The sequence below is a fragment of the Vibrio sp. Vf1514 genome (assembly GCF_052076135.1).
GTDB classification, from domain to species: Bacteria; Pseudomonadota; Gammaproteobacteria; order Enterobacterales; family Vibrionaceae; genus Vibrio; species Vibrio furnissii.
The window spans coordinates 3,104,696-3,118,446 of record NZ_CP197267.1; the positions used below are offsets into that span (position 1 = coordinate 3,104,696).

The following is a 13,751-nucleotide window of genomic DNA, read 5'->3' on the forward strand; positions in this document are numbered from 1 at the left end:
CTAGCGATTCACCTGAACACAGGTCTACCTAACATGGATATGGGGAAATTGGGAATGAATGAACGCCGCGCTCTGGGATTGGGCTTGTCTGCTGTGTTGTTGTGGTCGACGGTGGCCACCGCGTTCAAACTGACGTTGGCAGAGTTTTCCCCCATTCAAATGCTGACCATCGCCAGCATGGTTTCAGCCTTGGCGCTGTTGGTCATCTGCACGCTGCAAGGCAAGCTGCCTTTGGTGATCAGCACCTTCCTCGCCAACCCGTGGTATTACCTGCTGCTGGGGCTGATTAACCCGCTCGCCTATTACCTGATCCTGTTCAAAGCCTACGCCCTACTGCCCGCCTCGCAAGCGCAGGCGATCAACTACAGCTGGGCGATCACCCTGACGCTCATGGCGGCGGTGTTTCTTGGCCAAACCATTCGCAAACAAGATTGGATCGCCTGCGCGCTGAGTTATTTCGGCGTGGTGGTGATCGCCACGCAAGGCGATGTGCTCGGCATGCAGTTCGAGAGCCCACTCGGCGTTGGGCTGGCGCTGCTGTCAACCCTGTTGTGGGCCGGTTATTGGATTCTCAATACCAAAAATCAAGCCGATCCGGTGGTGGGCGTGCTGTTGGGGTTTGTGATTGCAATTCCGTTTGCCATTGCGCTCAGCGTGTATGAAGGGGCGCCGTGGCAGCACATCAGCCCGCAAGGCTGGGCGGCGGTGACCTACGTCGGTTTATTTGAGATGGGCATTACCTTTGTGTTGTGGCTCAGTGCGCTGAAAAACACTCGCAACACCGCGCGCATCAGCAACTTGATTTTCGCCTCGCCGTTTATTTCACTCATCCTGCTGTCCACCATCATTGGGGAAGCGATTCACCCCACCACCCTGATTGGATTGGTGCTGATCATCGCCGGTTTGGTGGTGCAACAAGTGAAACGTCGCAGCAAACCGCTCGCCACCGAAAAAGCGTGAGCGGCGCGCCGAGCCGCCACAATGCGTCAGCACGCTGAAGTGCATCTGAACACCGAAGTGCGTCAGAACAATTGATGCGCCAATTCGGCGCCTTGGCCGCGTACCTGATCAATCAAGCCATGACTCTCCGGCGCTAAGGCCAGCGCTTTGGCTGCCGGATGACGGGCGAGAAACGCCTGCTTTTCATGCACATCAAACAGCGAATCCCAGCGCTTATGAATGTCACGCGCCAGATAGAGCACGCACGCCAAACGCTTGGCTTCGCCCGCTTGACCGGGGTGATTGACGTGTTCAATCGCATCGGCCATGTCGACCGGGAAATTCCACGCTTTGGCCAGTTGCGCGCCGAGTTGCTGCGCGTCAACACCCAGTAAATCCTGCTGCACATCTGCCCGCTTTTCGCCCTGCTTGACGCGCTGTTCAATCTGCTCGGCGAGATTCGGTTCGAGCGCATGAATCATCAGCTCGCCGATGTTGTGCAAGACGCCGGTGGTGAACACTTCGTTGGGATCAAGCTTGAGCGGTTTGGCGAGCTTGCTGGCGATCATCGCGATTTCAAATGTGTTCGACCAGTAATCTTTGATATTGAGCGTTCGCAACTGGGGAAACACCCCCGACACGACCGATGAGGAGATCAGCGTGCGCACCGCGCCGCTGCCGACACGAATGATGGCATCACTGATGGTGGAGACGCCCTTGCCGTTGACGCCGCCAAATTGCGCGGAATTGGCCATTCGCAACACGCGCGCACTGAGGACCTGATCCATCGACATTTTGCGCGACAGTTCGCTGAAGTCGACGTTGTCGCGATTCACCATATTCAGGAGTTCTTGCTGGATACTTTCAATGCGGGGCAGTTCATTCAGGCGGGAGATCAGGGCTTCTTGATTCATTCGTTCACTCCTTCTAGCAACCAACAGATTTACTATAGGACAGAAATCCCGCTTTGGAATGGCAAATGCTGAGCAATTTATCAGGTAATTTGTTCGCGATAGAGCTTCGGACTGACCCCGGCTTTGCGTTTGAAGACGCGCGAGAAATAGAGCGGATCCGAGTAGCCGACAATCCGGCCAATGTGGTTGACTGAGTAGTGAGTGGTCACTAACAACTGTTTGGCACGACTGATGCGCTGATCATCCCGCCACTGGGTGATGGTCATCTTCATCTCATCACGAAACAGGTGCCCTAAGCGCGACGGCGACAAACAGGTGTACGCGGCAATCTCTTCCAAGGTGAAGTCTTGATTGAGGTTCTGCGTCATGTAGTTGATGGCCTGAATGATGCGCGGGTCGAGCGGCTTGCTCACCACATCCGGTTGCACCGTTTTACAGCGGATCAGCAACTGCTCGAGCAGGTTAATCGCCAAGTCATCGCGATATGGCATGTCGGATTTGGCGGTGTATTCGATATCGACAAACAGGTTTTCGATGTGTGCCATGGTTTGCGCGTCTAACCCACGAGTCAGATAGACCCCGTTGCGCTCTTCCTGCCAGCTCAGCCAGTCATTCCAGAACGCGCGCGGACGGAAGTAGACCCAGCGATGGAACCAGGATGCACTGTCGGTCCGACGATGATAAAAGTGCGCCGCACTGGGCGGAAACAGCAACAAGTCACCCGGTTTCACATGAAACATCTGCTCGCCGGAAAAAATAGTGCCCTCGCCTTTGCTGGTGTAGTTGATGATGTAGCCTTTCATGCCATGAGGGCGATCGATCGGGTAATCGAGCTCATCGCCTTCGATGATCGGCGTTAAACCGGCCACCAAATGCGCATCAAAGTTATAGCCCGGTTTGAGAGGATCGGTTGTTTGCATAGACCAACAGTCGCTAAGTTTTTGCCTAGTGTATGTTGCGCCTTGTCGCATTGCGATTTTCGAGTTCACACTTTTCCTAATACGATCCATTGGGTGGCGGAAAACGCCTCACGAAACCAATCGGTTTTGGCCGATTGGCGAATAAAATCGCTCGGTAGCCCGTGTCTGGCGCGTTGCCAGTCCGGCTGGACGGTGTCGGTGGATGGGGGCACCACCAGCGCCGCGTTGAGCGGCTGAATGACGTGACGAATGTCGAGCCGAGTCGGAATGCTGTTGCGCGCCAGATACTCAATCACCACCGCATTGTGCTGAAAGTAGTAATTCATATTGAGCGACAACCGGTCGCTGTGATGCCACTGGCACCATTGCTCAATCTTGTCCGCGCGATGGCGAAAGTTCCACTGCGCATGCGACACATCCAGCGCTTCGCCGTTGTTGATCAGCTCCAACGCCCCTTCGTACATCAGTTGATTGCCATGCAGCAGTTGGAACTGTGTCGGGCTCGCGCTGGCGACCCGCAGCGTCCAACGTTGATGATGAATGTCAAAGTGCGACACTCGCTTCGATTCGTCAACCGTCATAAGTACCTCTACAACGCCCCCTCATCACTGAGGGGGCTGATTTCGTTACACCCCAGACGTTAAGCGATAGTACACGCTATTGGTTTTCAACTCATGTTTGAAGGTGCGCGTCTCGGTGTGTTCATCAATCACCACCATTTCCATGCCAAGAATATCGGCATAGTCAGCCAAGGTGTCGACACTCACTTGTTGGCTGTACGCACTGTGGTGCGCCGCCCCGGCATGAATCCAGCTCGCCGCCGCAACTTGCAGATTCGGCATCGGTTCCCACAACGCATGCGCCACCGGCAAATGCGGCATGCTTTGCGGCGGTGCCACGGTGTTCACTCGGTTCACCACCATGCGGAAGCGGTTGCCCAAGTCGATCACCGACACGTTCACCGCCGGGCCTTCACGACCGCTAAACAGCAGGCGAGGCACGTCGCAGCGCAAGCCGATGGTGTGCAAATGCACTTCGAGTTTTGGTTTCGCCGCAGCAATCGATGGACACACTTCCAGCATGTGCGCGCCCAGCACTTGGTCGGTGGCGCCGAAGTTGTAGGTGTAGTCTTCCATAAACGAAGTCCCGCCCTGACGCCCTTTGCCCATCTGTTTCATGATGTGCACCATGGCCGAGGTTTTCCAGTCGCCTTCACCGCCGTAACCAAAGCCTTTGGCCATCAAACGCTGAGTCGCCAAACCGGGCAATGAATCCAGGCCGGTCAAGTTTTCAAAGGTGTTGGTAAACGCATGCGCGCCCACGTCGGTCAGGAAACGTTCCATGCCCATTTCCAAACGCGCTTCGTGCTGCATCAGTTTGAGCAGCGCCGGATCGCTCAGCAGTTGCGGGCTCATGTCATAGGTGGAGGCGTATTCATCGAGCAGACGCGCGACATCCGCATCCGACACCGATTGCACCACCTCACTCAGTTCACCCAAGCCATAGGCATTCACTTCATAGCCAAATTGAATTTGCGCCGATACTTTGTTGCCTTCGGTCACCGCCACTTGGCGCATGTTGTCGCCAAAGCGCGCCACTTTCAGGTTCTGACCAGCATCAATGCCGATCGCAGCGCGGCACCACGCGTCGATTTCTTGATGCACGTTCGGGTTCTGCCAATGACCGACCACCACTTTGCGGTCCAAATCAAGACGTGTGCCGATAAAGCCAAATTCACGACAACCATGCGCACTCTGGTGCGTGTTCATGTAGTTCATGTCGATGCTGTCCCATGGCAGCGCCGCGTTAAATTGGGTGTGCAGATGCAGGAACGGTTTGTTGAGCTGCGATAACCCCGCGATCCACATTTTCGCTGGCGAGAAGGTGTGCATCCACAGCACCAGACCAATACACGCCGGATCGTTGTTGGCCGCGCGGCACACTTGCAGAATTTCGTCCGGTGACTTCACTGTGCCCTTGTCGACCATCGGCACGGAAATCGCGTCGGTCTGGTTAAAGCTAGCCACGATTTGTGCGCTGTCTTGCGCCACTTGCTCGAGCACTTTTGGGCCGTACAGGGTTTGCGAACCGGTTACGAACCACACGTGTTTGTTGTCGAATACTTTCATAACTTTCCCTTGATTATTTTTTGTTCGTCGCAGTCTGACCGTAATAAGCGTTCGCGCCGTGTTTGCGCAGGTAATGCTTATCGAGCAGAGCCTGATTGATAAATTGCACCGCCGGGTTGATTTGCAGCGTTTGCAGCGCCATCGACGCCACCACTTCCATCACCACCGCGTTGTGCACCGCTTGATGGGCATCTTTCCCCCAGCTGAACGGGCCGTGTTCATTGACGATGATGCCGGGAATGGCCATCGGGTCTTGCGCTGCGATGGTTTCGACAATCACGCGTCCGGTATTGAGTTCGTAATCGTGGGCGATTTCGTCATTGGTCAGCGGGCGCGTGCACGGAATGCTGCCGTAGAAGTAATCGGCATGGGTGGTGCCAAGCGCCGGAATGGCTGTGCCCGCTTGCGCCCACGAGGTGGCGTGCGGCGAATGGGTGTGCACCACGCCGCCAATGTGTGGATAGGTGCGATACATCACCAAATGGGTCGCGGTATCAGACGACGGATTGAGGTCACCCTCCACCACATGCCCTGCCAAATCCACCACAACCATGTTGTCGGCCGAGAGATCTTCGTAAGCCACGCCGCTTGGTTTGATCACCACCAACCCTGATTCGCGGTCGATGGCTGAGACGTTGCCCCAAGTAAACGTCACCAGATTGTGACGTTGCAGATCGAGGTTGGCTTGCCACACGTCATGACGCAGTTGGCGCAGCCGTTCAGTTTGAGTCGATACGGGTTGCATCAAGGTGTGTTCACTCATGATTGCACTCCTTGGCTTGATGATTTGGCTTGATGAAATTCGGCCAACTGCTCTAGGTGTTGACCCAGCTCACGGTAGCCCGCGTAACGTTCACGGCGCAGCGCTTGCGTGTCGGCATTGGGCGAATACACCGCACTGATGGGGCTCGCCATCGCTGCCTGCGCTTGCTGAGCGTCGTCATACACTCCCGCTGCCACAGCGGCGAAAATCGCCGCGCCCAATGCGCAGCACTGCTCTGAGCGCACCACCGCAATGTCGCGGCCAATCACATCGGCGCACATCTGCATCACATAAGGCGATTTTTGCGAAATGCCGCCAATCGCGATCACGCGATCCACCGCCATGCCTTGGTCGACAAAACAATCGACAATCGCTTTGGCGCCGTGCGCACTCGATTCCACCAACGCGGCAAACAGCGCAGGCGCGGTTGAGCCCAAATTCAGATCCGACAGCGAACCTTTCAGGCGCTGGTTGGCGTAAGGCGTGCGGCGGCCATTGTGCCAGTCCATTGCCAGCGGCGAATGGGCGTTAAACTCGTAGCTTTCCGCCGCTTGAGACAGCATCGGAATCAAGGCTTTATCTAAGGCGTCTAGTGTGGCTTGCGCTTCGGGCTGCTGCGCAGCCAAGGCTTGCACCGGCCACAACAGCACGCGTTTGTACCAAGCATAAATGTCACCAAACGCCGATTGACCCGCTTCAAGCGCCATCAAATTCGGCAGTGCGCTGCCTTTGACCTGGCCGCAAATGCCGTGAATGGTGCGCTCGCCCACGTTGTCGGCGTCCACCATCAAAATGTCGCAGGTGGACGTGCCAATCACTTTGACCAAATCGTGCGCGCCTGCGCCTGCGCCGACAGCGCCCATGTGGCAGTCAAACTCACCAACTGCGACCGCGATGCCCTCCGGCAAGCCCAGCGTTTGTGCCCAGGCCGCCGACAAAGTGCCCGCTTGCTGCTCAGCGGTGTAGACCTCGCTGAACATGCGCTCGCGCATGCCATCCAAGGTGGGGGAAATCGCCGACAAAAACGCTTGATCCGGCAAACCGCCCCAGCTTTCGTGCCACATCGCTTTGTGGCCGGCCGCGCAGATGCCGCGGCGCAGGTGGTGTGGGTGCTGATTGCCGCTCAAGAGCGCTGGAATCCAGTCACACAACTCCACCCAGCTGTAGGCGTGTTTGGCCACATCGGCATCTTGTTCGCTGACCCACGCGGCTTTGGCCCAAAACCATTCCGACGAATAAATGCCGCCGATGAATTTGGTGTAGTCAGTAAAATCGCCGCTGTGCGCCAGTTGGTTAATGCGTTCGGCTTTGGCGACCGAGGTATGGTCTTTCCACAAAATGAACATCGCGTGTGGGTTGTGTTCAAATTCCGGCAGCAGTGCCAACACATTGCCTTCAGCATCGATCGGTGCCGGCGTCGAGCCGGTGGTGTCAACGCCAATGCCCACCACCGATTGCGCGACCTCAGCCGGCACGGCGGCCAGCGCCTCACGCACCGCTTGGGTCATCGCTTCAATGTAGTCTTTCGGGTGGTGGCGAAATTGCGATTGCTCCGGCTGGTTGTACAGCCCCTGCATCCAGCGCGGGTAGTAAGTGACGCCGGAGGCGACTTCTTCCCCGCTAACCGCATTCACCAATAAGGCACGCACGGAATCGGATCCAAAGTCGAGGCCGATGACATGCGCAGGTTGAGTAGCAAAATGCTCCATAACAACTCCAATTCGGGTGATATTTTCTATTTGTTATAACGCTCGAACCCCATTTCAACCATGAACCGCACCGCTAGATTCATGGATAAAAACGCCACATGGACAAAACCGTGCAGTTGTTTAAAAAAAGTGCATCATGTTTGAAATGGCCTTAAAAACCTCAGTTAACCGTTTACATCGGGTCTATTTTTATGCAACAACGCACCAAAAAATAGCAAATGGGATCCACATCATGGCTACTCGCGCTAAATGAATGGACTTTTCTGCTACATTTTTTTGGTGTGATTTTGCTCACTCCAACGGCGAGTCGAATCAACAACTATGGATAGCGAAACAACCCCCTACCAGCGGATGGACTTATAATGAAACTAAAAACCTTACTCTCGACCGCAGCCCTCTCCGGGCTGACGCTGCTCAGTGCTTCTGCCAACGCTTTCTTTGGATCCAGTGATGACACCCTGAAACTGGGCTATCTGGTGAAACAGCCCGAAGAGCCTTGGTTCCAGACCGAATGGTCGTTTGCCGAACAAGCGGGCAAAGACATGGGCTTTAAAGTGATCAAAATGGCGGTGCCGGACGGCGAAAAAACCCTGAACGCGATCGACACCCTAGCGGCTAGTGGCGCTAAGGGCTTCGTCATCTGTACCCCCGACCCGAAATTGGGGCCTGCGATCATGGCCAAAGCCAAAAGTTACGATCTGAAAGTGATCACCGTGGATGACCAGTTCCTCAACGCCAAAGGCGAGCCGATGAAAGACGTGCCGTTGGTGATGATGGCCGCCAGCGCGATTGGCGAACGCCAAGGTCAGGAGCTGTACAACGAAATGCAAAAACGCGGCTTTGATGTCGCCACCACCGGTGTGATGGCGATTACCGCCGATGAACTCGATACCGCACGCCGCCGTGTGGACGGTTCAATCAAAGCGCTGAAAGCGGCTGGCTTCCCCGCCAACCAAATCTATCGCGTGCCCACCAAAACCAATGACATTCCCGGCGCACTCGATGCGGCCAACTCTCTGCTGGTGCAATACCCGAACGTGACCCAGTGGCTGGTGGTCGGCATGAACGACAACACCGTGCTGGGTGGCGTGCGTGCCACAGAAGGCCAAGGCTTTGCCGCGGACAAAGTGATCGGCATTGGCATCAACGGTGTGGATGCGGTGAACGAACTGGCGAAATCACAAGCGACCGGCTTCTACGGATCCCTACTGCCAAGCCCCGACGTTCATGGCTACAAATCGATTGAGTCGCTGTACAAATGGGTCCAAGACGGCGTGGAACCGACCAAGTTTGTCGAAGTGACCGATGTTGTCCTCATCACCCGTGACAACTACAAAAAAGAACTCGAGAAAAAAGGACTGTAAGTCCGGTTTGGGCGGCAGCAGATTGACGCGGCCGCCCGCTATTGGAACGGAGAGAATGTTATGGCGAAGTCCCCCTCATCCCTTGAGTTTCGCAACATTTCAAAGCACTTTCCCGGTGTAAAGGCGCTGAGCAACATCAGTTTTCGCGCCAACGCAGGCAGCATTCACGCCCTGATGGGCGAAAACGGTGCCGGTAAGTCCACGCTACTCAAAACGCTCAGCGGACTCCACCAACCCACGGAAGGTCACATTGCGATTGACGGCCAAGAGCTGTCGCTCACCAACACCACCGATGCCCTCAATCAAGGCATCGCCATCATTTACCAAGAACTCAATCTGGTGCCAGAACTGAGTGTGGCGGAAAATATTTTTCTGGGGCAATTCCCGACCAAAAACGGCCGCGTGGATACCGAAACCCTCAATCGTCAGGCCCGCGAGCAATTGCTGCGTTTGGGCGAGGATTTCGACCCGTCACATCCGCTGAAAGAGTTTTCCATCGGCCAGTGGCAGATGGTGGAAATTGCCAAAGCGCTGAGCCGCAACGCGCAAATCATCGCCTTTGATGAACCGACCAGCAGCTTGTCGCAACGTGAAATTCAAAACCTATTCAACGTCATTCGCGAACTGCGTGATGACGGCAAAATCATTCTGTATGTGTCACACCGCATGGAAGAGATTTTTACCCTGTGCGATGCGATCACCATTTTCAAAGATGGCACTCATGTGCAGACGTTTGATGACCTAACACAACTGACTCACGATCGCTTGGTGGAACTGATGGTCGGACGCGAAATCAACGACATCTACAACTACCGCGCGCGCAAACTGGGGCTTAGCGGCCTGCGCTTAGAGAACTTTGAAGGCCCCGGGCTAACCGCGCCAGTGTCGCTGGATATTCGCCAAGGCGAGATCCTCGGCCTGTTTGGTTTGGTCGGCGCCGGACGCACCGAACTCACCCGGCTGATCTTCGGCGCCGAAAAACGCACCGCCGGCGACTTGTACCTGCACGACGTCAACATTCAAGTGCGCAAACCGGGCGATGCCATCAAAGCGGGCATCACCTTGTGTCCGGAAGATCGCAAAACCGACGGCATCGTGCCGATCATGTCGGTGGCAGAAAACACCAACATCAGCGCACGTCCTTGGCACCTCAAGCTCGGCAGCCTGATCGACTTTCACTGGGAAGCGAAAAACGCCGACACCCAGCGTCAGGCGCTCAACGTCAAAACCACCTCGTTGGAGCAGCCAATCGGCAAACTCTCGGGTGGCAACCAGCAAAAAGTGATTCTTGGTCGCTGGCTCTCCACCGCCATGAGTGTGATTTTGCTCGATGAGCCAACGCGCGGCATCGACGTCGGAGCCAAATCGGAAATCTATGAACTGATCTTTAAGCTGGCGGAAAACGGCGTCACCGTGTTGGTGGTATCGAGCGATTTGCCCGAGGTGCTCGGCATCTCGGATCGCCTGCTGGTGATGAAAGATGGCGCCATCGCCGGTGAACTGCAACGCGATGAATTTAAAGAACAGACCGCGCTGCGCCTCGCCATGTTAGACAACGAACACGCCGCTGCATAAGAAGAAGGAATTGCATTATGTCTCTATCAAGTTCTACCAAAGTGGTTGCTGCCGACCAAAAGCCGAGCGGCGTGAACTTCGCCCAGATCTGGGATCGATTCGGCATGCTGATGGTGTTTGCCGGTCTGTTTTTGCTGTGTAGTTTGTTCGTGCCCTACTTCGCCACCCTGATCAACATGAAAGGCTTGGGCTTGGCGATTTCCATGAGCGGCATGGTCGCCTGTGCCACGCTGTTCTGCTTGGCCTGTGGCGACCTCGACTTGTCGGTGGCCTCCGTGATTGCCTGCTCAGGCGTGGTTACCGCCGTGGCCATCAACGCCACCAGCAGTGTGGTACTGGGCATCGGCGCGGGGCTGCTCTCGGGCGTGCTGTTTGGCCTGCTCAACGGCTTTGTGATTGCCAAACTGCAAATTAACGCGCTGATCACCACCCTCGCGACGATGCAAATTGCCCGCGGTCTGGGTTACATCATCTCAGACGGTAAAGCGGTCGGCATCACAGAAGAGAGCTTCTTTGCGCTCGGTAACTCGTCGCTACTTGGCATTCCAACGCCGATCTGGCTGACCATCATCACCTTCATTGTGTTTGGCTTTTTGCTCAACCGCACCGTGTATGGCCGCAACACCTTGGCCATCGGCGGCAACGAAGAAGCGGCGCGCTTGGCTGGCGTCAACGTGGTCAAAACCAAGATGATGATTTTCACCATCTCCGGCTTTATCTCCGCTTTGGCAGGGGTCATTTTGGCGGCGCGCATGACCAGTGGCCAGCCGATGACATCGGTCGGATTTGAAATGGTGGTGATCTCGGCGTGTGTGTTGGGCGGCGTGTCGCTCAAAGGCGGGATCGGTAAAGTCTCTTACGTGATTGCCGGGGTGCTGATTTTGGGCACCGTGGAAAACGCCATGAACCTGCTGAACATGTCCCCCTTTGCACAATACGTTGTCCGTGGCGTGATCTTGCTGGCGGCCGTTATTTTTGACCGCTACAAACAAAAATCACGTTAAGTAAATTCCGCTCCAAATAGCTCTCTTATTTCCCATCAATAAGAGAGCTTTTTTATGACATGAATTCGATCCGTTACGCCCATTGCCCTGCCACGTAGCCGCTCGACCACGCCCACTGGAAGTTGTAGCCCCCCAGCCAGCCGGTGACGTCCATCACTTCGCCGACAAAATAGAGCCCCGGCACGGTTTTGCACGCCATGGTTTTCGATGAGAGCGAATCGGTATCAACGCCGCCCAGCGTCACTTCTGCGGTGCGATAGCCTTCGGTGCCGTTGGGCACAATACGCCACTGTTGCAGCGTGTCGGAGACCGCGCTTAGCTCTTTCGGGTTGAGTTGTTTGAGCGGTTTGTCGCTCAGCAGTTGGCGCTCGATGAGCACTTCCACCAAGCGTTTTGGCAGCACGCGTGCCAGAGTGTTTTTCAGGCTTTGGTTCGGGTGCTTTTCACGCGAACGAGTCAGCAGCTCGTCGATGTCCACATTCGGCACCAGATTGATGCTGAGCGCTTGCCCCGGCTTCCAGTAAGAGGAAATTTGCAATACGGCAGGGCCGGATAAACCGCGATGGGTAAACAGCAGCGCTTCTTTAAATACTTTGCCGCATTCCGCCTGAATTTCAGAGGGCACCGCAATGCCCGACAATTCAGCCAGCGCGTCTTTGTCTTCCACATGCAGCGTAAACGGCACCAAACCCGCGGTGGTCGGGAGCACGGGCAAACCAAACTGCTCGGCAATCTTGTAACCAAATGGCGTCGCGCCCAGTTTGGGCATCGACAAGCCACCGGTCGCGACCACCAGCGACTGGCATTCAATATCGCCCATTGAGGTCGTAAGGTGAAAGCCCTGCTCGGTTTTGGCGATGGCCAGCGTTTCGACTTGGTAGCGCTGACGAATGGTCGGCTGATCGCACTCTGCCAGCAGCATGGTGACAATGTCTTTGGCCGAATCGAGACAGAATAACTGGCCGTGGTCACGCTCTTCGTACGCGATGTCGTACTTGCTGACCATGGCAATGAAATCCCAGTTGGTGTACTGCGACAGCGCCGATTTAACGAAGTGCGGGTTACCACATAGGTAGTTGGCTGCCGACACATCGTAGTTGGTGAAGTTACAACGGCCGCCGCCAGAGATGAGGATTTTACGACCCGGTTTTTTGGCGTGATCGAGGATCAAGACTCTGCGACCCCGCTTCCCCGCTTCCGCGGCACACATCAGGCCAGCGGCACCCGCGCCCATCACGACAACATCGACTTTTTCACTCATTTCGGCTCACTCAACTGCAATAAAAAAGGATGTGCAGCGCACATCCTTACTCACTTGGGGCGGTATTCTAACGGTAAAACCATTGCTTGCCAATTGACCGCGAAATCACAGCATAAAGGCGGCCACCGTCGTCAGGAGCACCAGTGATGTCGAGAGGATAAACAGCTCACGCACGCGGTCACACTTGCCGGTAAACACCGGGTCGTGATGGTGGTGATACTCTTTGCTTTTGATGTAGTGGTACAAGCGCACCTGTTTGGTGACATTGCCGTGGGTGGTAAAAAAGCCACCGCCATCGACTTGCTGATAGAGCAACGGGTGAGCTTCGCGCATGATATAAATAAGAGAGCGTAATGCGGTGAGGTAACGGAGCACGTTCACACCGGTTACGATCATTAGCGCTAAAAGAATGGTATCTCCACTGATCATCTTTTCCTCCCTACATCTTGTGTAAGAATGCCCAGAGAAAAAGACGATCGCTTCAATTGGTCTTTTTGCCGAGATTACTCAGCGGGGGCATCCATTACCGAAGATGAGCCTGCTTTTGCCAATGCAGCCAGATCTTTATCGATGAAGAACAACGCCTTACCATCTTCGCCGACCAGTTCCAGCTTATCTAAAATCCCTTTAAACAACTTCTCTTCTTCATGTTGCTCCGCAACGTACCACTGAAGGAAGTTAAATGTTGAGTAATCTTGAGATGTGAACGCCAGATGAGCCAGTTTGTTGATTTTCTGCGTAATCATCTGCTCATGTTCATACGTTTCGCGAAATACTTCGCCTAAGCTTGCGAAATCGTGTTTTGGCGCTGCGATCGCCCCTAGGATTGGCATCGAGCCGGTTTCACTGACATAAGTAAACAGTCGTTGCATGTGCTGCATCTCTTCTACGGCATGAGCGCGTAGAAACTCTGCGGCACCATCAAATCCTTTGTCTTCACACCAAGCACTCATTTGTAAGTATAGATTGGATGAAAAAAATTCGAGATTAATTTGATCATTCAATTGATCGACCATGGCTTGAGCTAGCATCGAGGGTTCCTATTCATCATAAATCACTGAAGCCACTATAACATGTTCGTTGGCTATTGTTAGAACACCGTGACCATACACGATGGATATTTGATCGCGACGGCAAAAAACTTCTCAGCGAGGTGCTAATCTGTAGTGAGTC

13 protein-coding genes are annotated in these 13,751 nt (G+C 54.9%); 4 read left to right on the plus strand and 9 right to left on the minus strand.

What is annotated here, in order from left to right:
• The first annotated feature begins 54 nt into the window (after window positions 1–54).
• Window positions 55–960: a DMT family transporter gene (locus tag ACS18Q_RS14435; RefSeq protein ID WP_004724319.1), complete on the plus strand. Its 906-nt coding sequence runs from the start codon at window positions 55–57 to the stop codon at window positions 958–960.
• A 62-nt stretch (window positions 961–1,022) separates the two neighbouring features.
• Here the strand turns inward: ACS18Q_RS14435 and ACS18Q_RS14440 are convergent, their stop codons facing one another.
• From ACS18Q_RS14440 to ACS18Q_RS14465, 6 genes are all read right to left on the minus strand, one after another.
• On the minus strand, window positions 1,023–1,853 hold the full coding sequence (locus ACS18Q_RS14440) for an HDOD domain-containing protein (RefSeq protein ID WP_004724318.1): 831 nt from the start codon (window positions 1,851–1,853) through the stop codon (window positions 1,023–1,025).
• 80 nt (window positions 1,854–1,933) lie between these two features.
• Complete coding sequence (gene araC / locus ACS18Q_RS14445; RefSeq protein ID WP_004724317.1) at window positions 1,934–2,773, minus strand: arabinose operon transcriptional regulator AraC; 840 nt, start codon at window positions 2,771–2,773, stop codon at window positions 1,934–1,936.
• A gap of 65 nt (window positions 2,774–2,838) precedes the next feature.
• Window positions 2,839–3,354 (minus strand): hypothetical protein, encoded by a 516-nt coding sequence (locus ACS18Q_RS14450; protein ID WP_004724316.1) that lies wholly within the window; start codon window positions 3,352–3,354, stop codon window positions 2,839–2,841.
• A 45-nt stretch (window positions 3,355–3,399) separates the two neighbouring features.
• Window positions 3,400–4,902 carry an L-arabinose isomerase gene (gene araA, locus ACS18Q_RS14455; protein ID WP_004724315.1) on the minus strand — a complete coding sequence of 501 codons (1,503 nt, stop codon included), beginning with the start codon at window positions 4,900–4,902 and terminating at the stop codon, window positions 3,400–3,402.
• Window positions 4,903–4,915: 13 nt separating this feature from the next.
• Complete coding sequence (araD, locus tag ACS18Q_RS14460) at window positions 4,916–5,665, minus strand: L-ribulose-5-phosphate 4-epimerase (RefSeq protein ID WP_441257196.1); 750 nt, start codon at window positions 5,663–5,665, stop codon at window positions 4,916–4,918.
• A complete protein-coding gene (locus ACS18Q_RS14465) occupies window positions 5,662–7,374 on the minus strand; it encodes a ribulokinase (RefSeq protein ID WP_238809914.1) in 1,713 nt (570 codons plus the stop codon). The genes araD and ACS18Q_RS14465 overlap by 4 nt, the downstream gene beginning before the upstream one ends.
• A 362-nt stretch (window positions 7,375–7,736) precedes the next feature.
• On the opposite strand from ACS18Q_RS14465, the gene ACS18Q_RS14470 reads away from it, so the two are divergent.
• Genes ACS18Q_RS14470 through araH form a run of 3 tightly spaced genes read left to right on the plus strand, consistent with a single transcriptional unit; the run spans window position 7,737 to window position 11,317 of the window.
• Entirely contained in the window at window positions 7,737–8,738 is a 1,002-nt protein-coding gene (locus tag ACS18Q_RS14470; protein WP_004724312.1) for an arabinose ABC transporter substrate-binding protein, read from the plus strand.
• 60 nt (window positions 8,739–8,798) lie between these two features.
• The gene (gene araG / locus ACS18Q_RS14475) at window positions 8,799–10,313 is read left to right on the plus strand and encodes an L-arabinose ABC transporter ATP-binding protein AraG (protein WP_441257197.1); all 1,515 of its coding nucleotides are present in this window, start codon (window positions 8,799–8,801) and stop codon (window positions 10,311–10,313) included.
• Window positions 10,314–10,330: 17 nt separating this feature from the next.
• The gene (gene araH / locus ACS18Q_RS14480; RefSeq protein ID WP_004724310.1) at window positions 10,331–11,317 is read left to right on the plus strand and encodes an L-arabinose ABC transporter permease AraH; all 987 of its coding nucleotides are present in this window, start codon (window positions 10,331–10,333) and stop codon (window positions 11,315–11,317) included.
• 73 nt (window positions 11,318–11,390) lie between these two features.
• Here araH and ACS18Q_RS14485 read toward each other — a convergent pair whose 3' ends face one another.
• The 3 genes from ACS18Q_RS14485 to ftnA form a co-directional block, all read right to left on the minus strand.
• Window positions 11,391–12,578 carry an NAD(P)/FAD-dependent oxidoreductase gene (locus tag ACS18Q_RS14485; RefSeq protein WP_441257198.1) on the minus strand — a complete coding sequence of 396 codons (1,188 nt, stop codon included), beginning with the start codon at window positions 12,576–12,578 and terminating at the stop codon, window positions 11,391–11,393.
• Between the two features lie 105 nt (window positions 12,579–12,683).
• A complete protein-coding gene (uspB, locus tag ACS18Q_RS14490) occupies window positions 12,684–13,007 on the minus strand; it encodes a universal stress protein UspB (protein WP_004724304.1) in 324 nt (107 codons plus the stop codon).
• Window positions 13,008–13,081: 74 nt separating this feature from the next.
• Window positions 13,082–13,609, minus strand: a complete 528-nt coding sequence (gene ftnA / locus ACS18Q_RS14495; protein WP_004724303.1) for a non-heme ferritin — start codon at window positions 13,607–13,609, stop codon at window positions 13,082–13,084.
• Between the last annotated feature and the right edge of the window lie 142 nt (window positions 13,610–13,751).

What these genes read in the sequence shown, in the direction of transcription:
- uspB (WP_004724304.1), bottom strand. Translation starts at nt 13,007, where the DNA reads ATGATCAGTGGAGATACCATTCTTTTAGCGCTAATGATCGTAACCGGT.
- araG (WP_441257197.1), top strand. Translation starts at nt 8,799, where the DNA reads ATGGCGAAGTCCCCCTCATCCCTTGAGTTTCGCAACATTTCAAAGCAC.
- araC (WP_004724317.1), bottom strand. Translation starts at nt 2,773, where the DNA reads ATGCAAACAACCGATCCTCTCAAACCGGGCTATAACTTTGATGCGCAT.
- araA (WP_004724315.1), bottom strand. Translation starts at nt 4,902, where the DNA reads ATGAAAGTATTCGACAACAAACACGTGTGGTTCGTAACCGGTTCGCAA.
- araH (WP_004724310.1), top strand. Translation starts at nt 10,331, where the DNA reads ATGTCTCTATCAAGTTCTACCAAAGTGGTTGCTGCCGACCAAAAGCCG.
- ACS18Q_RS14435 (WP_004724319.1), top strand. Translation starts at nt 55, where the DNA reads ATGAATGAACGCCGCGCTCTGGGATTGGGCTTGTCTGCTGTGTTGTTG.
- ACS18Q_RS14485 (WP_441257198.1), bottom strand. Translation starts at nt 12,578, where the DNA reads ATGAGTGAAAAAGTCGATGTTGTCGTGATGGGCGCGGGTGCCGCTGGC.
- ftnA (WP_004724303.1), bottom strand. Translation starts at nt 13,609, where the DNA reads ATGCTAGCTCAAGCCATGGTCGATCAATTGAATGATCAAATTAATCTC.
- ACS18Q_RS14470 (WP_004724312.1), top strand. Translation starts at nt 7,737, where the DNA reads ATGAAACTAAAAACCTTACTCTCGACCGCAGCCCTCTCCGGGCTGACG.
- ACS18Q_RS14465 (WP_238809914.1), bottom strand. Translation starts at nt 7,374, where the DNA reads ATGGAGCATTTTGCTACTCAACCTGCGCATGTCATCGGCCTCGACTTT.
- ACS18Q_RS14450 (WP_004724316.1), bottom strand. Translation starts at nt 3,354, where the DNA reads ATGACGGTTGACGAATCGAAGCGAGTGTCGCACTTTGACATTCATCAT.
- ACS18Q_RS14440 (WP_004724318.1), bottom strand. Translation starts at nt 1,853, where the DNA reads ATGAATCAAGAAGCCCTGATCTCCCGCCTGAATGAACTGCCCCGCATT.
- araD (WP_441257196.1), bottom strand. Translation starts at nt 5,665, where the DNA reads ATGAGTGAACACACCTTGATGCAACCCGTATCGACTCAAACTGAACGG.